The sequence below is a fragment of the Kitasatospora sp. NPDC036934 genome, assembly GCF_055608425.1.
On the sequence record NZ_JBVJQR010000007.1, the window covers coordinates 202,621 to 224,604 of the forward strand.

Sequence of the window (21,984 nt, forward strand, 5' to 3'; positions counted from 1 at the left end):
GGCCGTGCGATTGCTGTGAATAGTAGCGGGTGGCCGTGAACGCTCGGTGCGCACGGACCCCTTCCCCGACGACGACTCAGACGCCGGGGAAGGTGCGGCCCCACGGCTGGGTCCAGAGCAGGCCCGGATCGCTCTGCACCTTGACCGCCAGGCCCTGCTTGGCCAGGTCCCGCTTGATCCGGTCGCCCACCGACTGGTCGGCGGTCAGGATGGTCACCGGCGGGTGCGGCGCGGGGAGCTGCTCGATGGCTCCCTTCAGTCGGCCGAAGGACCGCTGGTAGTCCTCCTCCTTCACCTGCGGCCCGCCGATGTCCACCCAGTGGATGTCGTACAGCGCCTTCATGTCGCCGCCGCGCCGGTTCAGCAGCGAGGCGAGCCAGGTGGCCTTCAGGTTCTTGTAGTCGTCGTTGGAGACGAGGGCGATCACCGGGCCGCCGGTGCCGCGCAGCGGGGCCAGCGCCTCGATGCCCTTGGGACCCATGTCGCTCTCGTACTCGCCGCGGCCCCAGGCCACCAGCGGGTTGCCGGACCAGGCGGACGGGTTGTCCTTGGTGGCCAGGAAGCCCCACTGCACGTTGGCGAAGAGGCTCAGCGCGGCGGCGACGGCCAGCCCGGAGAGCACCAGCTCGTTCAGGCGCCGGGTCAGCGTGCGGCCGCTCCCCCGGGACGCCGTCCGCAGGAAGGTCCCGACGGCGCCGAGCGAGATCAGGGCGACCACGACGCCCACGGCCGTCATCTTGTGGAAGTAGTACGAGTACCGCCCGATGCTGTGCAGCTGGTACGCGGCGAAGGCGGTGAGCAGGCCGCCGGTGCCGAGCAGCACCGCGAGGTGGGCCTGGCCGGTGGCGGTCCGGCGGTTGCGCGGCATGGCCGCCGCCAGCAGGCCGAGCAGCCCGCCGCCGATCAGGACCGAGCGGTCCGCGGCGACGCTCGGGCCGCTCATGTTCGAGGCGTCGGCGACGTTCAGGTTGCCGAACACCGACAGGACGCTCGGCAGCGCGGCCACGCCCAGCGCGCACGCCAGCGCGCCGAGCGTCCACCACCAGCGCCCGGCGAACCTGCGCCGGTGCACCACCAGGGCGCCCAGCAGGGCCACGCCGACGAACGCGCCGTAGATGTTGTAGGTGTAGGTGACGGTGATCAGCCCGGCCGAGGCGGCCAGCACGAACTCGGTGCGCCCCATCGCCGGCCGGACAAGCACCGCCAGCGCGAGCGCGATCAGCAGCAGGCCGATGAAGGTCGAGTCGAAGCCGTGGACCAGGAGGTCCAGGTAGTTGCTGGCGAACATGATCGACGCGACGCTCGCGCACACCGCGGCGGCCTGCCAGCCGCGCAGCCGCGGCCCGCCGATCCAGCGGGCGGCCCAGACCAGGGCCGTGCAGAACAGCGCGTACGCGACCAGCAGGTACAGCAGGTACCGGTTCATGGTCTGGAGCATGTCGCCGGGGTTGGCGGCGGAGTGCACCAGCGTGTCGGTCCAGGCCAGCAGGAAGTGCGAGCCCTGCGGGTAGGTCACCTCGGACGGCGGGATCAGGTACGCCTTGGCCGCCCCCTGGTGGAGGAAGTTGAAGCCGCCGACGCCCTCGATGCCGGAGAAGAACGAGAAGTGCGAGAGCCGGTCCTCGGCCGTGGCCAGGTAGGCGACCCGCTCGGCCGCCGACGCCCCGGCGATCGGGTGGTACAGGTAGTGCCAGAACCCGCCGAAGGTGCCCACCACCAGCAGGTCGGACCAGCGGAAGCGCAGCGGCAGCCGGGGGGAGCGCCGGGCGGCCCAGGCGGCCGCCGTCAGCACGGTGAACATCAGGCCGCTGGTGGCGACCGGCGACAGGCCCCACGGCCAGAGCGAGAAGGCCAGACCGAAGGTCAGCACCGACCCGGCCAGGATCAGCCCGGCGACGAAGAGCCGGTCGAGCAGCACACCGCCGACCCGGATCACTGCGGCTATCGCGAGCAGCAGCAGCGGCAGCAGCACCACCCCGAGGTGCACCGCGACCAGCCCGGCCGGCACCAGCCAGGACAGGGCGAGTCCGCCGGCCAGCACCAACGGGTTGCGCCGCGGCCGTCCGTCAGCGGGCGAGCCCGGCGGCCCCGGCGGCGCGGTCGGACTCTGGAGCCCGCTGTCGGGCGAGCTGTGTACGGTCGACACGGTGCCGTGCCCCTCCGGTCAAGTCCCTGCCGCCCGTCTCCCCTACCGGGTCCGGACTTCATCTACCGTCTGCGGGCAGGCTACGAGGGCCCAGCATACCGAGGGCGCCGCTACGCCGGTCGGCCCAGGGGCGGCCGGGCCGTCCGCGAACCGACCGGGTGGCCGCCCGGGATCACGCGTCCGTGGCCCCGGACTCCCGGCCGCGGAAGACCCAGACCTTCAGCAGCACGAACCGCGCCACCGTGGCCAGGCCGTTGGCGACGACCAGCCCGCCCACCTCCACCGGCCGGGAGGCGTGCGGCACCACCCGGTCCAGCAGGGCGAGCGCCCCGGAGCTGAGGCCGAGCCCGATCAGGAAGGCCACCGCGCCCTGCAGCTGGTCGCGGACCATCCCCCGCGAGCCGACCACCCCGAAGGTGAAGCGGCGGTTGGCCGCCGTGTTGGCCACCGCGCTGACGGCCAGCGCGATCAGGTTCGCCGCCTGCGGGTCGGTGAACCAGCGGGCGAGGACGAACAGCCCGAGGTAGAAGACGGTGCTGAGGACGCCGATGACCAGGAAGGACGGCAGCTGGCGGCGGGTCCCCCGGGCGGGCCCGGCGGGCTCCTCGGTGAGCGTCACCGGCCCCGGCCCCGCTCGTCGTCCTCGGCCGAGTCGTAGCCGACGAAGTAGGTCGGGCGGTTCTGCACCGCGGAGTAGATCCGGCCGACGTACTCCCCCAGCAGTCCGACGCAGATCAGCTGCACGCCGCCGAGGAAGAGCATCCCGATGAACAGCGAGGACCAGCCGGGCACCGTCGAACCGAGCGCGTACGAGACGGTGGCGTGGATCGCGAGCCCGATGCAGACCACGAAGCTGACCAGGCCGAGGTAGGTGGCCAGTCGCAGCGGGGCGGCGGAGAAGTTGGTGATGCTGTCCAGCGCGAGCCGCACCATCTTGGACAGCGGGTAGTGGGTGCCGCCGGCCACCCGCTCCTCGCGGACGTACACCACCTCGCCGCTGGGGAAGCCGAGCCAGGGCACCAGCAGCCGGTACACCGGCTGGTGCTCGGGCAGCTGCTTGAGGGCGTCCACGGCGGCGCGGCTGAGCAGCCGGAAGTCACCGGCCTGGTTGGGCATCCGCTTGCCGACCAGCCGGCGCATCAGCCAGTAGTAGGCGCCGGCGGTGCGCCGCTTGAAGGCGGTGTCGGTGCCGCGGTCGCCGCGTACGCCGTAGACCACGTCGAGGCTCTGCTCGCGGGCCAGGGCGAGCATCTCCGGGATCTTCTCCGGCGGGTCCTGGAGGTCGGCGTCGATGCTCACCACGTAGTCGCCGACCGCGCGGTGGATGCCGGCGGTGAGCGCGGCCTGGTGCCCGGAGTTGCGGGCGAAGCGGACGATGCGGAACTCCGGCCAGTCCTGCCGGATCTTCTGCATGAGCACGGGTGTGGCGTCCCGGCTGCCGTCGTCGACGCCGACGACCTCGTAGTCGACTCCCAGCCCGTCCAGGATCGGACGCAGCCGCTCGACCGTCAGCGGGAGCGCCTCCTGCTCGTTGTAGATCGGCATCACGACCGACAACAGCGGTGCCGTAGACATGCGTTGGTCCCACTTTCCGCGACGGCGGGGCTGGCTGGTGAGCCGACCATAACAGCCGGCGATGAGCCGCCCGTGAGAGAAGGGCGCCCAGGTGAGCGCCGGGTGAGACGCCGAAGGGCCCCACGCACCGCGAGGGTGCGTGGGGCCCTTCGGACAAGCCTGACGAGGCAGGCAGGTCAGAACATCAATTACTTGATGATCTTGGTGACCTGGCCGGCGCCGACGGTGCGGCCACCCTCACGGATGGCGAACTTCAGGCCCTCCTCCATGGCGATCGGCTGGATCAGCGCGACCGTCATGCCGGTGTTGTCGCCCGGCATGACCATCTCGGTGCCCTCGGGGAGGGTCACGACGCCGGTCACGTCCGTGGTACGGAAGTAGAACTGCGGGCGGTAGTTGTTGAAGAACGGGGTGTGGCGGCCACCCTCGTCCTTCGACAGGATGTAGGCCTGGGCCTCGAAGTCGGTGTGCGGGGTGACCGAACCCGGCTTGATGATGACCTGGCCGCGCTCGACGTCCTCGCGCTTGATGCCACGGAGCAGCAGACCGACGTTCTCACCGGCCTGGCCCTCGTCGAGCAGCTTGCGGAACATCTCGATGCCGGTGACCGTGGTGGTGGTCTTGGTCTCCTTGATGCCGATGATGTCGACAGTCTCGTTGACCTTGAGGATGCCACGCTCGATGCGGCCGGTGACGACGGTGCCACGACCGGTGATCGTGAAGACGTCCTCGATCGGCATCAGGAACGGCTGGTCCACGGCGCGGGCCGGGGTCGGGATGGCCTCGTCGACCGCGTGCATCAGGCCGAGGAGCTTCTCGCCCCACTCCTTGTCGCCCTCCAGCGCCTTCAGCGCGGAGACGCGGACGACCGGCAGGTCGTCGCCCGGGAACTCGTACTCGGAGAGGAGCTCACGGACCTCGAGCTCGACGAGCTCCAGGATCTCCTCGTCGTCCACCATGTCGGCCTTGTTCAGGGCGACGACGATGTAGGGGACGCCGACCTGGCGGGCCAGGAGGACGTGCTCCTTGGTCTGCGGCATCGGGCCGTCGGTGGCGGCGACGACGAGGATCGCACCGTCCATCTGGGCCGCACCGGTGATCATGTTCTTGATGTAGTCAGCGTGACCCGGGCAGTCGACGTGGGCGTAGTGACGCGCCTCGGTCTGGTACTCGACGTGCGCGATCGAGATGGTGATACCGCGCTGACGCTCCTCCGGGGCCTTGTCGATCTGGTCGAACGGCGTGAAGGGGTTGATCTCCGGGTACGCGTCGTGCAGCACCTTGGTGATGGCCGCGGTCAGCGTGGTCTTGCCGTGGTCGATGTGACCGATGGTGCCGATGTTGACGTGGGGCTTCGTCCGCTCGAACTTCGCCTTGGCCACTGAGTCCTCCTGAGGACAGTTCCTGTACGCCGTGCTGACGTCAGTTGGTCTTTGGTTACGGGCCCGGTACGGGTGCCCGAGGCACTTCGCACCCTCCCGTGGGTGGGGGGCCGGAGGGCCCGGGAGGATCCGGACGGATCCTCCCGGGTCGCCTCCTAACAGCCTAAGGGGTGTGAATCATCCCGAATATCGGGACGTCACTCGCCCTTGGACTTGGCGATGATCTCCTCAGCCACGGCCTTGGGGACCTCGGCGTACGAGTCGAACTGCATCGAGTAGCTCGCGCGACCAGAGGTCTTGCTGCGCAGGTCACCGACGTAGCCGAACATCTCGGAGAGGGGCACCAGCGCCGTGACGACGCGGGCACCGTGACGCTCGTCCATGGACCGGATCTGGCCACGGCGAGAGTTGATGTCGCCGATCACGTCGCCCATGTAGTCCTCGGGCGTGGTGACCTCGACGGCCATCATCGGCTCGAGGAGGACCGGCTTGGCCTTCCGCGCGCCTTCCTTGAAGGCCATCGAACCGGCGATCTTGAACGCGAGCTCGGACGAGTCGACGTCGTGCGACTGACCGTCCAGCAGGCTCACGCGAACGCCCTGGAGCGGGTAGCCGGCGAGGACACCGAACTCCATGGCCTCCTGGCAACCGGCGTCGACCGACGGGATGTACTCGCGCGGGACGCGGCCACCGGTGACCTTGTTGACGAACTCGTAGCCCTCGGCCTGCTCGAGCGGCTCGATCGCGATCTGCACCTTGGCGAACTGACCGGAACCACCGGTCTGCTTCTTGTGGGTGTAGTCGATGCGCTCGACGGCCTGACGGATCGTCTCGCGGTACGCGACCTGCGGCTTGCCGACGTTGGCCTCGACCTTGAACTCACGCTTCATACGGTCGACCAGCACCTCGAGGTGCAGCTCGCCCATACCCGCGATGATGGTCTGGCCGGTCTCCTCGTCCGTGTTGACCTGGAAGGACGGGTCCTCCTCGGCGAGACGCTGGATGGCGACACCCAGCTTCTCCTGGTCACCCTTGGACTTGGGCTCGATCGCGACGCGGATGACCGGGGCCGGGAAGTCCATGGACTCCAGGATGACCGGGTTCTTCTCGTCGGACAGCGTCTCACCGGTGGTGGTCTGCTTCAGGCCCATGACGGCGACGATGTCGCCGGCGCCCACCGACTCGATCTCCTCACGCTTGTTCGCGTGCATGCGGTAGATCTTGCCGATGCGCTCCTTCTTGCCCTTGACGGCGTTCAGCACCGAGGTGCCGGACTCCAGGCGGCCGGAGTAGATCCGGACGAAGGTGAGCTTGCCCAGGTGCGGGTCGGACATGATCTTGAACGCCAGCGCGGCCAGCGGCTCGTCGTCCGAAGCCTTGCGGGAGATCTTGGTCTCCGGGTCGTTCGGCTTCGTGCCCTCGACGGACTCGATGTCCAGCGGCGACGGCAGGTACTTGACGACCGCGTCGAGCAGGGGCTGAACGCCCTTGTTCTTGAAGGCGGTACCGCAGAAGATCGGGGTGAAGTCCGAGTTCAGGGTGCCCTTGCGGATCGCGTCCTGCAGCAGCTCGACCGGGATCTCCTCGCCCTCCAGGGCGAGCTCCATGATCTCGTCGCTGACGTTCGAGACGGTGTCGATCAGCGTCTCGCGGTACTCGGCCGCCTGGTCCTGGAGGTCGGCCGGGATGTCGACGATGTCGTACATCTCGCCCTTGGCGGCCTCGGCGGACCAGACCAGCGCCTTCATGCGGACAAGGTCGACAACGCCCTTGAAGTCCGCCTCGGCACCGATCGGCAGCTGCATCACCAGCGGGGTGGCGCCGAGGCGCTCCACGATGGTGTCGACGCAGAAGAAGAAGTTCGCGCCCGTGCGGTCCAGCTTGTTGATGAAGCAGATGCGCGGGACGCCGTAGCGGTCAGCCTGCCGCCACACGGTCTCGGACTGGGGCTCGACACCGGCGACACCGTCGAACACCGTCACGGCGCCGTCGAGGACGCGCAGCGAGCGCTCCACCTCGACGGTGAAGTCGACGTGACCCGGGGTGTCGATGATGTTGATGGTGTTGTCGACGTCGTCGACCGTCCAGTGACAGGTCGTCGCGGCCGACGTGATCGTGATGCCGCGCTCCTGCTCCTGCTCCATCCAGTCCATGGTGGCAGCGCCATCGTGGACCTCACCGATCTTGTACGACACACCGGTGTAGAACAGGATCCGCTCGGTGGTGGTGGTCTTGCCCGCGTCGATGTGCGCCATGATCCCGATGTTGCGGACCCTGGCGAGGTCAAGGGAGGTTGCAGCCATTGTGGCTCGTTCTCTCTCTGTCTAGTGACGGGGTACGGACTACCAGCGGTAGTGCGCGAAGGCCTTGTTGGACTCGGCCATCTTGTGGGTGTCCTCGCGACGCTTCACGGAAGCGCCCAGGCCGTTGCTGGCGTCGAGGATCTCGTTCATCAGGCGCTCGGTCATGGTCTTCTCGCGACGGGCGCGGGAGTAACCGACCATCCAGCGCAGCGCCAGGGTGCTGGCGCGGCCCGGACGGACCTCGACCGGAACCTGGTAGGTCGCGCCACCGACACGGCGGGACTTGACCTCGAGGGCCGGCTTGACGTTCTCCAGCGCACGCTTCAGCGTGACGACCGGGTCCGAGCCGGTCTTCTCACGGACGCCCTCGAGGGCGCCGTAGACGATCCGCTCGGCGGTGGAGCGCTTGCCGTGCAGCAGGATCTTGTTGACCAGCTGGGTGACGACCGGGGAGCCGTAGACCGGGTCGATGATGACCGGGCGCTTCGGGGCGGGGCCCTTACGAGGCATTCTTACTTCTCCTTCTTGGCGCCGTAGCGGCTGCGAGCCTGCTTGCGGTTCTTGACACCCTGGGTGTCGAGCGAACCGCGGATGATCTTGTAGCGGACACCAGGAAGGTCCTTCACACGACCACCGCGAACCAGCACGATGGAGTGCTCCTGCAGGTTGTGGCCCTCGCCCGGGATGTAAGCGGTGACCTCGATCCCGCTGGTGAGGCGCACACGGGCGACCTTGCGGAGAGCCGAGTTCGGCTTCTTCGGGGTGGTCGTGTACACACGCGTGCAGACCCCACGGCGCTGCGGGGAGCCCTTCAGCGCGGGAGTCTTGTTCTTCTCGACCTTGTCCTGCCGGCCCTTTCGGACCAGCTGCTGGATCGTAGGCACCGTTTCTCCGTTTTCTGTGTGCCAAGGCTTGGTGGAACTAACCTGCGGTGTTCCCTCGCACACGACCCCGTGGTCGACCCACGCGGTCGGGTGTGTTGGGCTTTTCCGTCACGGAATCCCATGGCTGCTGTACAGCGACGGCGCTCTACGCGCGGCGCGCTGGGAAGCGCTCCGGCTCGGCGCGGCGACCGGTGTGCATGCACGCACAAGGACCCGGGGACACCCCAGGCACAAGGTCAGAGCGTACCTAGCGCATGGGGCTCGGTCAAAACAAATGCAACGCCGCAGGTCGTGGCCTTCGGCCGGATGTCGCCCCGGTGTCCCGTACGCGACCGGCCGGTGTCGGGCCGCCCTCCACCCGCTCTACCACAGTCGGCGGACGGCCGCCAGCGGGGGCGCGGGCCCCAGGGCGTGTCTCACAAATCCCGCCGGGCGCGCGACGCCGCGTGCTGATCCGGCGCGAACTGTCAGACACGCCCTAAGCGACGGCCAGCAGGATCATCAGGAACCAGAAGGAGCTTCCCAGGTAGCCGAGCACCAGCCCGAGGACGGCCGCCCAGTCCCCGTCCATGTTGCGGTCCCGGATCTGCGCGCGGGCGATGTGGCCGGTCACCACCGCGGGCACCGCGAGGACGAAGGTCAGGCTGCACACCAGGGAGACCACCGCCAGCACGCTGGTGGGGCGGGCCTGCGGCACCGGCGGCGGGACCAGGAAGGTCGCCGGGACCGGCTGCGCGGCCTGCAGCGGCGCCGGCATCGGCCCGGACGGCAGGTCGGCCACCAGGGCGGCCAGCTCGCCGTAGGTGACCGCCCGGGCCGCGGCCTCGTGGCGCTGCCCGTACTCCTCGGCGGACAGCCGGCCCTCGGCGAACCCGGCCTTCAGCACGTCCACCGTCCGGTCCCGGTCCGCGTGGCTCGCCCGCATCGCCGCCTGCGGGGGCGGCGCGGGCTGCCAGCCGCCGGCCGCCGGCCCGCGGCCGTACCGATCGGCGGGACCGGGCTGGCCCCACGGTTGAACGGACATCCGCCACCTCCCGGCCCCGCGGCACCCCCGCGCGCTCACTGCTCCTCATAGTGCAGGACGAACAAGGGAACTGAGTAGTTGCCGAACCGGACCGGCGGCTCCCGGAAGCCGGCCGCCGGGCGGCGCGCCTCACTCGTTCGGCGGACAGCCTCAGAGGATGCTCAAAGCGGGCGACAGCCCGTACGGGCGGTGCCACGCTGGGCTCCCCAGCCATCGCCCGACCATCCTCACGTTCATCCGTGCGTCCACCCACCACCACAGACAGAAGGCCGCCATGGCGTCAGCGTCGCCCTCCGAATCGACCCCCGTCGGCCCCGGCGGACCGGACACCCCGTCCGCCGTCAGCATCCGAGGACTGTGGAAGCACTTCGGTGACCAGGCCGCCGTGGCCGGACTCAGCCTGGAGCTGCCCACCGGGGCGTTCTTCGGCCTGGTCGGGCCGAACGGCGCGGGCAAGACCACCACGCTGTCCATGGTCACCGGACTGCTCCGGCCCGACCAGGGCACCGTGCTGGTGCACGGCACCGACGTGTGGGCCGACCCGGTCACGGTCAAGGCCCGGATCGGCATCCTGCCCGAGGGCCTGCGGATGTTCGAGCGGCTCAGCGGGCGCGAGCTGCTCCAGTACACCGGCCGGCTGCGCGGTCTGCCCGCCGCCGAGGTGGACCGCCGCGCCGAGGAGCTGCTGGCCGTCCTGGACCTCGGCCGGGACGCCGACAAGCTGGTCGCCGACTACTCCACCGGCATGCGCAAGAAGATCGGCCTTGCCGCCGCGCTGCTGCACAACCCCGACGTGCTGTTCCTGGACGAGCCCTTCGAGGGCGTCGACCCGGTCTCCGCCCAGACCATCCGCGGCGTGCTCAAGCGGTACGCGGCGGCCGGCTCCACCGTGGTCTTCTCCAGCCACGTGATGGAACTGGTCGAGCAGCTCTGCGACTGGGTGGCCGTGGTCAACGCGGGCCGGGTGATCGCCCAGGGCCCGCTGGACTCCGTCCGCGGCGCGCGCAGCCTGCACGAGGCCTTCCTGGAGCTGGTCGGCGTCCGCGAGGACGACGGCCAGTCTCTCGGCTGGCTCGGCGGCGGACACTCCGGCGGTGCCCGGTGAACGAGCGAGGTGGGGGCATGAGCGCCGCCGCGGTGGTGCCCGACGGGCGGACGGTGGTCCGCGGCCTGGTGTCCCTCAAGCTGCGGCTGCTGCGCAACGGGCTGCGGCGCAGCCCCGGCCGGACCGCCGTGTACGTCATCGGCGGCGTCCTCGGCCTGGTCGTGGCCGGCGGCATGGCCTTCGGCATGGCGATGCTGAACGGGCGCTACGCCGGCTCCGGGGACACCGGGGTGATGCTGCTCGGCGTGCTCACCCTGGGCTGGGCCGCGCTGCCGCTGTTCCTGTTCTCCAGCGACGAGAGCGCCGACCCGACCAGGCTCACCATGCTGCCGCTGCGGCCCGGCCCGCTGTTGCGCGGCTCACTGCTGGCCGCGCTGATCGGGCCCGGTCCGCTGATCAGCCTGGTGCTGGTGACCGGCGCGGTGCTGTCCGGCACGGCCGGGGGCGGCGCGGCCGCCACCGCGGTGGTCGCCGTGCCGCTCGCGCTGCTCTGCCTGGTCACGCTGTCCCGGGCGGTCGCGGCCGGGAACGCCCGGATGCTCTCCAGCCGACGCGGCAAGGACTTCGCGATCTTCGGCGGACTGGCCTTCGCGCTGCTCGTCCAGGCCGCCAACATCGGCTCGCAGAGCATCTTCGGCCGCCGGCACGGCCAGGACCTCGACCTCAGCCCGCTCAAGCCGATCGCCGCGGTGCTGCGCTGGATCCCGCCGGTCAGCGCGGCGGACGCCCCCCGCAGCGTCGGCGAGGGCGAGTACGCGGTGGCACTGCTCCAGCTGGCCGCGGCCGCCGCGCTGTTGGTCCTGCTGCTGCGCTGGTGGCGCGGCAGCCTGCAGCAGCTGATGGTGACCGCCGACTCCTCCACCCTGGAGGTGGCCCGCGGGGTGGAGAACGGCCGCGGCTGGCGCTTCCTGCCGGAGGGCCGCACCGGCGCGGTGATGCAGCGCCACCTGCGGTACGCCTGGCGCGAGCCGCGGGCCAAGGCAGCGCTGTTCACCAGTGTCGGGATGACCCTGGTGATCTGCGTGCTGTCGATGGTCCAGGGCTGGTCCAGCGTCTACCTGCTGGCGATGACCGGGACGTTCCTCGGGCTGCAGATGCTCAACCTGTTCGGCATGGACGGCTCGGCGTTCTGGATGGTCGCCGCCACCCTGCGCACCCCGGCCGACGCCCGGGACGAGCTGCGCGGCCGGGCGTACGCGGTGCTGTCGTACGCCGTCCCGGTCGCGCTGGTGCTCGGGCTGGTGCTGGCCGCCGCCACCGGCGAGTGGGCCGAGCTGCCGTCCGCGGTCGGCCTGGCGGTGGCGGTGCTCGGCTGCGGCATCGCGCTCGGCTCGGTGTTCAGCGTGCTGGCGCCGTACACCATGCCGGCCGACAGCAACCCGATGCGCAACGCCGCCCCCGGGCAGGGCGGGCTGATCCTGCTCAACCAGTTCGGCTCGATGCTCGGTGTCGCGGTACTCGCCCTGCCGGTCGGCGGCTACCTGCTGTGGGCGCTCGACTCGGACGGGCCGACCTGGCCACTGCTGCTGCTCGGCCCGCTCTACGGCGCCCTGGTCGCGACCCTCGGCATCCGGCTGGCGGCCGCCAAGCTGCTGGACCGTGTGCCGGAGATCATGGCCAAGGCCATCGAGCGGTAGGACCGCCTCGCCGGCCCCTCCGGCATCATGGGCCGGAGGGGCCGGACCGTCGAGGAGAGCAGGGACACCGTGGGCAAGCGCGCGCAGCAGGGCGACGGGAACGCCGGGCCGCTGCTGGAGCAGGCGGTGCGCTCGGTGCTCACCGCCCCCGACGACGCACTGGACCTCGCCCTGGACACCGGGGCCTCGCTGCTGGCCGCCTCGGCCGGGCAGTGGCCCGCCGTCAGCCGGGCGCTGCTCGGGTACGCGGACACCGCGGTGGGCCGCTGCTGGTCCGCCGGGTGGCGCCCGGCGGACCTGGTGCGGGTGGTGCGGCGCGGGCTGACCCCCGTCCACCTGGCGCTCGCGGTGGACCTGATCGCCGCCGAGGGCCGCCGCCACCCCGTCGCGGTCCTGGACCGGCGCTGGCAGGAGCAGCTGCGCGAGCTGGAGGCCGACGTCTGGTGGCCGGCCGACGAGCAGTACCTCGGCGCCTTCGCCCACCGGCACCGGCTGGACCGCTTCGCGCTCGCCACCACTCTCCTGGAGCTGCTGCGCAGCTGGGGCCGACTGCCCCCGATCGCGCCGGTCGGCCCCGCACCGGGGCAGTCGGGGCCGGTGCGGCACCCCACCGGACCGCGGCATCGCGGGGCATCGGCCGGCGAGCCGCGGATGCTGGCCCGGATCCGGGCCCTGCTGGCCAAGGCCGAGTCCACCGAGTTCCCGGAGGAGGCCGAGGCGCTGACCGCCAAGGCCCAGCAGCTGATGGCCCAGCACAGCATCGACGGGGCACTGCTGGCCGCCGCCGCGGCCGACCGGGACACCCCGGCGGCGCTGCGGATCGGCGTGGACAACCCGTACGAGGGCCCCAAGACGATGCTGCTGGACGCGGTCGCGGTGGCCAACCGGTGCCGGGTGGTGTGGGCGAAGGAGTACGGCTTCTGCGCCGTGATCGGCTTCGACGGGGACCTCGACGGTGTCGAGCTGCTCTACACCTCGCTGCTGGTCCAGGCCACCCACGCGCTCAACAAGGCCGGCTCCGGCAAGGACTCCCGCAGCAAGGCCTTCCGGCAGTCCTTCCTGGTCGCCTACGCGGCGCGGATCCGCGAGCGGCTGACCGCCGCCACCGAGCGGGCCACCAGCGCCGCCGCGGCCGGCCGGCACCTGCGCGAGGACGGCACCGAGGAGCAACTGCCGCCGGACGAGCGGCTGCTGCCCGCGCTGGCCGCCCGCACGGCGGCGGTGGACGACGAGGTCGGCCGGCTGTTCCCGAAGCTGGTCTCGCAGCGGGTCCGGGTCAGCGACGGCGAGGGCTGGGCGGCCGGGCGGGCCGCGGCCGACCGCGCCGCGCTGCACGGGCGGGGCGAGATCCACAACTGACGCCGCGCCTGATAGAAACGACCCCGCCACGAACGAAGGGGGATTCGACGTGACGGAGTCCGCGGCGGAGTCGGGATACCGGGACCGGGTGCGCGGTGCGCTGCTCGGCGGCGCGATCGGCGACGCACTGGGCTGGCCGGTGGAGTTCCAGCAGCTCCACCAGATCCGGGACCGGTTCGGTCCGCAGGGCGTGACCGCGTTGCCGTCCGGGAGCACCGGGCCGGTGGAGGTCACCGACGACACCCAGATGACGCTGTTCACCGCCGAGGGCCTGATCCGCGGGTTCGTCCGCGGCTGGTCGGGCGGCGGCGGCTCGGTGCCGGAGGCCGTGCACGGCGCCTACCGGCGCTGGCTGCGCACCCAGTACCAGCCCGAGCCGGACGCCGGGCCGCAGCCCCGCCCGTACGACGGCTGGCTGCTCGGCCGGCCGTTCCTGTACGCCCGGCGGGCGCCGGGCAACGCCTGTCTGAGCGGGGTGTCCGAGCACCCGGTGTTCGAGGCGCCGTCCCCGATCGGGAGTCCGGGGCCGATCAACCCCGGCTCCAAGGGCTGCGGTTCGGTGATGCGCGCGGCACCGTTCGGGCTGGCCCGGCTCGGTGTCGAGCAGTCCTTCGGGCTGGCCGTGCAGTGCGCCCAGCTCACCCACGGGCACCCGACCGGCTACCTCGCGGCCGGCGCCTTCGCGGCGCTGGTCGAGCGGCTGGCGGCCGGGACGGAGCCGTGGGCGGCGGTCGGCGAGACGGTGGAGCAGATCCGCGAACTGCCGAAGTCCAAGGAGACCGTCCAGGCGCTGGCCCGGGCCGTGCGACTGGCCCAAGAGGCCGAGCCCTCGGCGGACACCGTGGAGCGGGTCGGGCTCGGCTGGATCGCCGAGGAGTGCCTGGGCATCGCGGTGCACTCGCTGCTGGCGGCCACCCTCGACCCGGACCCGGTGCGCACCGCGCTGCTGCTGTCGGTGAACCACTCGGGGGACAGCGACTCCACCGGCGCGGTCTGCGGCAACCTGGTCGGGGCCGCGTACGGCGCCTCGGCGCTGCCCGCCGACTGGGCGGGGGCCGTCGAGGGCCGGGCCGAGCTGCTGACGGTCGCGGACGACCTGCTGGTGCTGTTCGGCAGCCGCGACCCGGGCCACCCGGCGCTCGGCGGGCGCTACCCGGCCTGGTAGCTACTTCGCCTGCGGATCGGTGACCTGACCGAGGAACAGCGGCCGCCCGGTGGCGGTGTCCCGGATCAGGAACAGGAACGGCCGGTCGATGTGCAGCTGGGCGGTCTGACGCGGGGACGGCGCCGCCGCCCCGGCGAGCCCGGCGCCGCTGCCGGCCGCCGCGACCGTACCGCCCTCGTCGACCTCGATCGTGGCCTTCTGCACCACCGTGCTGACGGCGAGGGGCTCCTTGGCGATGCCGCCGAAGTCGGCCTTGTCGAAGGCCGCGTGGACACCGAGCGAGCGCAGCGCGGGGGTGAGCTCGTTGGACGTGTCGAAGTGGAAGCGCGGCAGCTGGAGGTCGACGGGCTGCTCGGCGAGGGCGCCGAGGATCCGGTCCAGCTGGGGCTGGTCCAGCCCCTTGGCGAAGGCCGCGAAGCCGCCCTGCGCGGGGACGATCAGGTCCATCGCCAAGTTGCCACCCGCGTACGGGAGTTCGACGGCCTGCCAGGGCTCGCCGGCGATCCCGCCGGAGCCGTCCGCGTATTTGAACCCGCCGGTCTGGCTCATCAGCGGGACGGACGGGGTGGAGCCGTCGAGCTTGTGGAACGGGCGGTCCTCGGTGTGGGCGGGCTTGAACTCCGAGGCCCACTTCGCCTTGAGGTGGAGCGCGTCGGTGAGGACCAGCCGGGTGTCCGGATTGATCGCCTTCGGGGGGAAGAGGTCCTTGATCCGTCCCTCGGTGGCCTTTTCCACGGCGGCGTTGACCGCCTTGCGGCTGCCGTCCGGGTCCTTCTTGAAGTCGGTCGTGTGCACTCCGGCGTCGAAGGCGGCGGCGAGCGTCGCCAGGTAGTCCGGCTCCACGGGGAAGCCCTGCTGCGTCCAGACCTCGTCGGCCTGGTGCAGGTCGGTGTTGCCGGTCCGCTGGTCGAGTGCCCCGACCGCGAGCGCGTACTGCTTCGGGTCCAGGTCGGTGTGCAAGGCCTTGGCCAGCTCCTCGGCGGTCGCGCCGCGCGCGCCGGGCGCCAGCATCCCGAGCACGGTGGCCAGCCCGACGGGCGAGACCACCAGGTTGTGCCCGGCCTCGGCCGGGTCGGCGGTGAGGGTGTGCAGGAGGTCCAGGCCGAAGGCGTCGGTGCTCTTGGCGGTGGCGGCCACCTGGGCCGGGTCCACCGCGGGCCGGCCGGCCGGCGCGGAGGCCCGCAGTTCGCCGGTGGTGGCGGATCCGGTGCTGCCGCAGCCGCTGAGCAGCGGCGCGGCGAGGGCGGCGGCGAGGAGCAGCGCCGCCGGGCGACGGCGGTGGTTTCCGAGCGTGCTGCGGTTCGTCATGGACCTTCGACGCGGCGCTCCCGCCCCGGGTTCCGCTCAGTCCCAGAGCGCGCCGAACTCCAGCAGTTCGTCCCGGTGCTCGATCCGCTCGACCCACTCCCGGGGCCAGACCGCCTCGCCGTGGTGGGCGCCGGCGAAGGCGCCGGTCAGGCAGGCCAGCGAGTCGGAGTCGCCACTGGAGTAGGCGGCCCGGCGGACGGCGGCCACCGGGTCGTCGGGCAGCAGCAGGAAGCAGAGCAGCCCGGTACCGAAGGCCTCCTCGGCGACCCAGCCCTCGCCGGTGGCCAGGCAGGGGTCGGCCTCGACGTCGGGTGCGGCGAGCGCTGCCTCCAGCTGGTCGAGCACCTTGAGGCAGTCGTCCCAGCCCCTGGCGAGGACGGCCTGCGGGGAGGCGCCGTACCAGCGCTCGGCGAGGTCGCCGAGCCAGAACGCGTCGTACCGCTCGCGGCCCGCCAGCGCGTACCCCCGCAGCACCGCGGGCAGCCCGGCGGGCGGGACGCCGTCGGCGAGCTTGCGCACGGCGTACGCGGTGAGGTCGCTGGCGGCGAGCGCGGTCGGGTGGCCGTGGGTGAGCGCGGACTGCAGCTGGGCGGCGCCGGAGAGCTGGCCGGCGTCCAGCTCGCGGATCAGCCCGACCGGGGCGACCCGCATGTTGGCGCCGCAGCCCTTGGAGCCGACGTCGCTGGCCTGCTGCCAGCGGTACGCGGCGTGGCTGAGCCGCTCGCAGGCGCGCAGGCAGGTCATGCCGGGGGCGCGGTTGTTCTCCGGGGAGCGCCACCAGTCGACGAACTCCTCGCGGACCGGGCGCTCCAGCCGCAGCGGGGTCAGCGGCCCGCGCGCCAGGGCGGTGCGCAGGCCGCGGGCGAGGGCGAGCGTCATCTGGGTGTCGTCGGTGACCAGCGCCCGCTGCGGCAGCGGGAGCCGCCGCCAGTCCGGGTGGTCGGCGGCGATCCGCTCGACGTCCTGGAACTCGGTGAGCCGGCCCATCGCGTCGCCGATCGCCAGCCCCAGCAGTGCCCCCGTCGCCTTGCCCACGGCCTTCTCCCCCTCAGGTCTCAGACTTCGACCAGCAGTTCCTTGAGCCCGCGGATCACGTAGCCCGGGTTCCACTCGGGCTCGCGGACCAGCCGCAGGCCCGGGGCCCGGCGCAGCAGCGTGCCGTAGGACTCGGTGAGTTCCAGTCTGGCAAGCGGGGCGCCCAGGCAGAAGTGGATTCCCGCGCCGAAGGTGATGTGCGGGTTGTCGGTGCGGCCGAGGTCGAGGCGGTCGGGGTCGGCGAAGCGCTCCGGGTCGCGGTTGGCGGAGCCGAAGAGCAGGGCGAGCTCGGCGCCGCGCGGGATCGTGACGCCTCGGACCTCGACGTCGTCCAGCACCCAGCGCTCGAACATCTGCAGCGGGGTGTCCCAGCGCATCAGTTCCTCGACGGCGGTGGGCAGCAGTTCGTCCACCGAGCCGCGCAGCCGGGCGAGTTCGCCGGGGTGGCGGAACAGCGCCCACCAGCCGTTGCCGGTGGTGTTGACCGTCGCCTCGTGGCCGGCGTTGAGCAGCAGCACGCAGGTGGAGACCATCTCCTGCTCGCTGAGCGCGTCGGAGCCCTCCTGGGCCTGGATGAGCGCGCTGATCAGGTCCTCACCCGGGGCCGCCCGGCGCTCGCGGATGAGGGCGCGCAGGTAGTCGGAGAACTCGGTGCTCGCGGTGACGGCCCGGCGGGCGGTCTCCTCGCTCGGGTTGAGCTCGAACATCCCGGTGATGTCGGCGGACCAGGGGCGCAGCAGGTGCCGGTCGGCCTCCGGCACGCCGAGCATCTCGGCGATCACGGCGACCGGCAGCGGTTCGGCGACGGCGGAGACGAGGTCTCCGCCGCCGGCCGCGAGCAGTCCGTCGACCAGTTCCCCGGCCAGCCGCCGGACGGTGGGGCGCAGCCCCTCGACCATGCGCGGGGTGAAGGCCTTGGAGACCAGCCGACGGATCCGGGTGTGGTCGGGGGCCTCCAGGTCGAGCAACCCGTGGTCGTTGAGGGTGTGGAAGGGCTCGTGCGCCGGGTCGGGCTCGGGGCGGCCGAACTCCTGGTGGCTGAACCGGTGGGTGTAGGTGCGGCCGAGCCGCCGGTCGCGCAGCAGGGCGCTGACGTCCTCGTGGCGGGAGACCAGCCACTGGTTCGTCGGCTCGTGGTACGTCACCGGCGCGTGCTCGCGCAGTTCGGCGTACGCGTCGTACGGGTGGGCCACGAACTCCGCCGACCAGGGGTCGAACTTCGCCGTCGTCGTCATCGCTCGATCACTCCAGGCCGTGAGGGGAAGCCGGGAAGATCATCGTATGCATGCGGTACGTCCGTAAAGGGTCCTTACGCCCCTTCGTTACGCCCCCCTTCATCACGCCCCCTTCATTACGCCCCTTCCGCGACCAGCCTGCGCACCAGCTCGGGCAGCGCGGTGGAGATCGGCTCCCGGATCACCTCGGTCGCGGCCACGTCGTACGGCGTCTCCTCGCCGTTCACGATGATCAGCTTCGCCCCGCTCTTCACCGCGTTGTACGGCAGCCCCGCCACCGGGAACACCTGGAGGCTGGTGCCGACCGCGATGAACAGGTCGCAGGCCCGGACGATCGCGTCGGCCTGGCCGAGCACCTGCTGGTCCAGGTTCTCGCCGAACATCACGATCCGCGGCTTGAGGATCCCCCCGCACTCCCGGCAGTCCGGGTCCGGCTCCCCCGCCTCGACCCGCGCCAGCGCCTCCGACATCGAACCGACCACCCGGCAGCGCAGGCACTGGGTCTCCCGGACGTTGCCGTGCAGTTCGATCACCTTTCGGTCGGTCAGGCCGGCCCGCTGGTGCAGCCCGTCGATGTTCTGGGTGAGCACCCGCACCGGCAGCCCGGAGCGCTCCAGGTCGACCAGCGCCCGGTGCCCGGCGTTCGGCTCGGCGGCCGACGCGCCGATGTCCAGCCGCATCCGCCAGGCCCGCCGACGCACCGCAGGGTCGTCCCGGTACGGGCCGATGGTGACCAGTTCCTCGGCCGACGGGTCCTTGCGCCAGAGCCCCTGCGGGCCGCGGTAGTCGGGGATGCCGGAGTCGGTCGAGATGCCCGCGCCAGTGAGCACGGCGATCAGGGGGCGCTTAGCGTTCATACCCCGGACGGTACGGGCGCCGGGCGGACCGGGCCACCGAAAATCCAGATGCGCCCGGCCAACTCCCGCCGCACACTGGGCCGGTCACGCACCGTCGCCACGAAGGAGCCCCGTGCAGGGAGCAGTCAGCGTCTCGCCCGTCCAGGTCCCCGAGCTGCTGCTCGGCCTGGCCACCGTCCGCCCGGTGTTCCTCTGGGGCGCCCCCGGGATCGGGAAGTCCTCCCTGGTCAGGGCGTTCGCCGAGTCGCTCGGCCTGGAGTGCGTGAGCCTGGTCGGCACCCAGCTCGCCCCGGAGGACCTGATCGGCGTCCCCCAGCTCACCCCCGAGGGCCGCTCCCGGTTCTGCCCGCCCGAGCAGATCGCCCGCGACGAGCCGTACTGCCTGTTCCTGGACGAGCTGAACGCGGCCTCGCCGGACGTCCAGAAGGCCTTCTACTCGCTGATCCTGGACCGCCGGATCGGCTCCTACGAGCTGCCGCCCGGCTCCATCGTGATCGGTGCCGGGAACCGCGCCACCGACGGCGCGCTCGCCCGGCCGATGGCGTCCGCGCTGGTCAACCGCATGGTCCACGTCCATCTGCGGGCCAGCGCCGAGGACTGGCTGCGCTGGGCGGCCGACGCCGGCATCCACCCCTGGATCATCGACCACCTCACCGACCGGCCCGACCACCTGTGGTCCGCCCCGCCCAAGACCGAGGAGCCGTTCTCCACCCCGCGCGCCTGGCACATGCTCTCCGACGCGCTGCACTCCTTCGGCCCCACCCTGGACGAGGAGACCCTCAAGGTGGTCGCGTACGGGCTGCTCAGCCCGCAGCACGCGATCGCCTTCTGCGGCTACGCGAAGATCGTCCGCAACTCCTACGGCCTGGAGGCCATCCTCAAGGGCGACGCCCGCTGGCCGCACCGGCTGGAGGACCGCGACCTGCTCTACTACCTGGCCGACGCCTTCCGCGGCCGGCTGGTCAAGGAGCTGCCCGCCGGCAAGGAACACGCCTCCGGGGCGCAGCGGCAGACCGCCTTCCGGGCCAAGTCGCTGCTGGTGCAGCTGGCCGAGATCTCGGTGGAGGTCGCCCAGACGGTGATCGCCGACGGCTCGGACGGCAACCCGGTGCTGCCCTCCTGGTTCCTGATCGAGGCCGCCCGGGACATGCCCCGGCTGGTCGAGGCCCGCCGGTGAAGCGCGCCCAGGCCGCCGCGAAGAAGCCCGACCCGGGCACCGAGGCCTTCGACGAGGGCGTCCGGCTGCTGCGCCGCAACCCGGCCCTCGCCGCGCTGCGGGCCGACGTCTGCCGCGCCGAGGAGTGCACCACCGCCCCGCCGGACGGCTGGGCGGTGGTCGACTCCAACGGCACCCTGCACGTCAACCGGCGCCGCCGGGCCGAACCCGAGGAGTGGGCCTGGGTGCTGGCGCACTGCCTGCTGCACCTGGGCTTCGGCCACCTCCCGGGCGCCCGCGGCAACCGCCCCCAGCCCGACGCCTACCAGGCCGCCGCCCGCTGCGCGGTGGTCAACCGCTTCCTCGCCACCTTCCCGGTCGGCCGCGCCCCGGTCCCGCTACCGCAGGAGTACCCGGGCGGCGACGAGGAGGAGCTGGCCGCCCGCTGGCGCGGCGACGGCCTGCCCGCGCTCGACGCCGCCGGGGCGGCCGGCACCGCCGAGCGCGACCAGCTGCTGGTCGAGTGGCACGGCCACGGCCATGCCCGCGAGGACTGGCCGACGGCCTTCGCGGCCGCGCTCACCCGCACCATGTCCGCCGCGATGGACCGGGCCGGCGGCCGGATCGACGCCGCCACCGGGGAACGCCTGCCCGAGCGGCCCTGGAACCGGGCGCTCAACTGGTTCGTCTCCTCGTACCCGCTGCTCGGCGGCATCGCGGCCGGCCTCACCGTGGTGGCCGACGCCGAACTCGCCCGGGCCCACGACATCGCCGTCGCCGCCGTCAACGCCGAGGTGGGCGAGATCTACGTCAACCCGCTGCGCCACTACGGCGACGAGGAGTGGCGGTTCATCCTCGGCCACGAGATCCTGCACGCCGCCCTGCGGCACGGCGAGCGCCGCGGCGGACGGGACCCGTTCCTGTTCAACGTCGCCGCCGACTACGTCATCAACGGCTGGCTGCTGGAGATGGGCGTCGGCGAGATGCCCGACGGGCTGCTGCACGACCCGCAGTTGAAGGGCCTGTCGGCCGAGGAGGTGTACGACCGGATCGCCCGCGACCAGCGCCGGATCCGCCGCCTCGCCACCCTGGCCGGGAAGAACCGCCCGGACGTCCTCGGCGAGCCGCTGGGCACGCCCCGGGACTACGTGGACCTGGACGACTTCTACCGGCGCGGCCTCCAGCAGGGCTTCGAACTGCACCAGCGCGGACGCGGCCTGCTCCCGGCCGGCCTGGTCGAGGAGATCCGCGCACTCGCCCACCCGCCGCTCCCCTGGGACGCCCTACTGGCCCGCTGGTTCGACGAGTTCGTGCCGCGTCCGGAGCCGGTGCGCAGCTACTCCCGCCCCGCCCGTCGGCAGTCCGCCACCCCGGACATCCCCCGGGCCGGCCGCTACCACCCCGAGGAGGAGGTGCCGCGCTGCACCTTCGGGGTCGTCCTGGACACCTCGGGCTCGATGGACCGCACGCTGCTCGGCAAGGCGCTCGGCGCGATCGCCTCCTACGCCGCCGCCCGGGACGTCCCGGCCGCCCGGGTGGTGCACTGCGACGCCGCCCCGCACGACGCCGGTTACCTACCGGTCGAGGAGATCGCCGGACGGCTGCGGGTGCACGGGCGCGGCGGCACCGTCCTCCAACCCGGCATCGACCTGCTGGAGCGGGCCGAGGACTTCCCGCCCGGGGCGCCCGTCCTGGTGATCACCGACGGCGAGTGCGACGTGCTGCGGCTGCGCCGCGAGCACGCCTTCCTCGTCCCGCGCGGAGCCGGCCTGCCGTTCACCCCGCGCGGGCCGGTCTTCCGGATGAGCTGAGG

The 21,984-nt window shown here is 72.2% G+C and carries 18 protein-coding genes; 6 read left to right on the plus strand and 12 right to left on the minus strand.

The genetic code is table 11. From position 1 onward, the window contains the following. Window positions 1–76: 76 nt before the first annotated feature. The 8 genes from ACZ7BZ_RS13060 to ACZ7BZ_RS13095 all read right to left on the minus strand — a co-directional run bounded on the left by ACZ7BZ_RS13060 (window position 77) and on the right by ACZ7BZ_RS13095 (window position 9,314). Window positions 77–2,146, minus strand: a complete 2,070-nt coding sequence (locus tag ACZ7BZ_RS13060) for a hypothetical protein (protein WP_470358387.1) — start codon at window positions 2,144–2,146, stop codon at window positions 77–79. Window positions 2,147–2,318: 172 nt separating this feature from the next. Continuing rightward, the gene (locus ACZ7BZ_RS13065; protein ID WP_380459357.1) at window positions 2,319–2,765 is read right to left on the minus strand and encodes a GtrA family protein; all 447 of its coding nucleotides are present in this window, start codon (window positions 2,763–2,765) and stop codon (window positions 2,319–2,321) included. Further along, entirely contained in the window at window positions 2,762–3,721 is a 960-nt protein-coding gene (locus ACZ7BZ_RS13070; protein WP_380459359.1) for a glycosyltransferase family 2 protein, read from the minus strand. The genes ACZ7BZ_RS13065 and ACZ7BZ_RS13070 overlap by 4 nt, the downstream gene beginning before the upstream one ends. 188 nt (window positions 3,722–3,909) lie before the next feature. Next, complete coding sequence (gene tuf / locus ACZ7BZ_RS13075; RefSeq protein WP_326846505.1) at window positions 3,910–5,103, minus strand: elongation factor Tu; 1,194 nt, start codon at window positions 5,101–5,103, stop codon at window positions 3,910–3,912. A 197-nt stretch (window positions 5,104–5,300) separates the two neighbouring features. After that, window positions 5,301–7,406, minus strand: coding sequence for an elongation factor G (gene fusA / locus ACZ7BZ_RS13080; RefSeq protein ID WP_380459362.1), 2,106 nt, complete (start codon window positions 7,404–7,406; stop codon window positions 5,301–5,303). Window positions 7,407–7,445: 39 nt separating this feature from the next. Further along, on the minus strand, window positions 7,446–7,916 hold the full coding sequence (gene rpsG, locus ACZ7BZ_RS13085; RefSeq protein ID WP_030055803.1) for a 30S ribosomal protein S7: 471 nt from the start codon (window positions 7,914–7,916) through the stop codon (window positions 7,446–7,448). 2 nt (window positions 7,917–7,918) lie between these two features. Beyond that, a complete protein-coding gene (gene rpsL / locus ACZ7BZ_RS13090) occupies window positions 7,919–8,290 on the minus strand; it encodes a 30S ribosomal protein S12 (protein ID WP_014144289.1) in 372 nt (123 codons plus the stop codon). A gap of 478 nt (window positions 8,291–8,768) precedes the next feature. Further along, window positions 8,769–9,314 (minus strand): DUF1707 and DUF4190 domain-containing protein, encoded by a 546-nt coding sequence (locus ACZ7BZ_RS13095; RefSeq protein WP_470358388.1) that lies wholly within the window; start codon window positions 9,312–9,314, stop codon window positions 8,769–8,771. A 274-nt stretch (window positions 9,315–9,588) separates the two neighbouring features. On the opposite strand from ACZ7BZ_RS13095, the gene ACZ7BZ_RS13100 reads away from it, so the two are divergent. The 4 genes from ACZ7BZ_RS13100 to ACZ7BZ_RS13115 all read left to right on the plus strand — a co-directional run bounded on the left by ACZ7BZ_RS13100 (window position 9,589) and on the right by ACZ7BZ_RS13115 (window position 14,580). After that, window positions 9,589–10,419 carry an ABC transporter ATP-binding protein gene (locus ACZ7BZ_RS13100; protein WP_470358389.1) on the plus strand — a complete coding sequence of 277 codons (831 nt, stop codon included), beginning with the start codon at window positions 9,589–9,591 and terminating at the stop codon, window positions 10,417–10,419. 17 nt (window positions 10,420–10,436) lie between these two features. Continuing rightward, on the plus strand, window positions 10,437–12,056 hold the full coding sequence (locus ACZ7BZ_RS13105) for a transporter (protein WP_470358390.1): 1,620 nt from the start codon (window positions 10,437–10,439) through the stop codon (window positions 12,054–12,056). 69 nt (window positions 12,057–12,125) lie between these two features. Then, window positions 12,126–13,415, plus strand: a complete 1,290-nt coding sequence (locus tag ACZ7BZ_RS13110; protein WP_470358391.1) for a DUF2786 domain-containing protein — start codon at window positions 12,126–12,128, stop codon at window positions 13,413–13,415. 49 nt (window positions 13,416–13,464) lie between these two features. Beyond that, the gene (locus ACZ7BZ_RS13115) at window positions 13,465–14,580 is read left to right on the plus strand and encodes an ADP-ribosylglycohydrolase family protein (RefSeq protein WP_380459374.1); all 1,116 of its coding nucleotides are present in this window, start codon (window positions 13,465–13,467) and stop codon (window positions 14,578–14,580) included. Here the strand turns inward: ACZ7BZ_RS13115 and ACZ7BZ_RS13120 are convergent, their stop codons facing one another. The 4 genes from ACZ7BZ_RS13120 to ACZ7BZ_RS13135 form a co-directional block, all read right to left on the minus strand. Beyond that, window positions 14,581–15,888, minus strand: coding sequence for a serpin family protein (locus tag ACZ7BZ_RS13120; protein ID WP_470358392.1), 1,308 nt, complete (start codon window positions 15,886–15,888; stop codon window positions 14,581–14,583). A gap of 36 nt (window positions 15,889–15,924) precedes the next feature. Beyond that, window positions 15,925–16,923: an ADP-ribosylglycohydrolase family protein gene (locus ACZ7BZ_RS13125; protein ID WP_470358393.1), complete on the minus strand. Its 999-nt coding sequence runs from the start codon at window positions 16,921–16,923 to the stop codon at window positions 15,925–15,927. Between the two features lie 20 nt (window positions 16,924–16,943). Beyond that, window positions 16,944–18,158 carry a cytochrome P450 gene (locus ACZ7BZ_RS13130; RefSeq protein WP_380459381.1) on the minus strand — a complete coding sequence of 405 codons (1,215 nt, stop codon included), beginning with the start codon at window positions 18,156–18,158 and terminating at the stop codon, window positions 16,944–16,946. Between the two features lie 116 nt (window positions 18,159–18,274). Further along, window positions 18,275–19,015: an SIR2 family NAD-dependent protein deacylase gene (locus ACZ7BZ_RS13135; protein ID WP_470358394.1), complete on the minus strand. Its 741-nt coding sequence runs from the start codon at window positions 19,013–19,015 to the stop codon at window positions 18,275–18,277. Window positions 19,016–19,127: 112 nt separating this feature from the next. Between ACZ7BZ_RS13135 and ACZ7BZ_RS13140 the strand changes: the two genes are divergently transcribed. Continuing rightward, window positions 19,128–20,192, plus strand: coding sequence for an ATP-binding protein (locus tag ACZ7BZ_RS13140; RefSeq protein WP_470358395.1), 1,065 nt, complete (start codon window positions 19,128–19,130; stop codon window positions 20,190–20,192). Then, window positions 20,189–21,982, plus strand: coding sequence for a vWA domain-containing protein (locus tag ACZ7BZ_RS13145; protein WP_470358396.1), 1,794 nt, complete (start codon window positions 20,189–20,191; stop codon window positions 21,980–21,982). Before ACZ7BZ_RS13140 ends, ACZ7BZ_RS13145 begins: the two co-directional genes overlap by 4 nt. Window positions 21,983–21,984 lie beyond the last annotated feature (2 nt).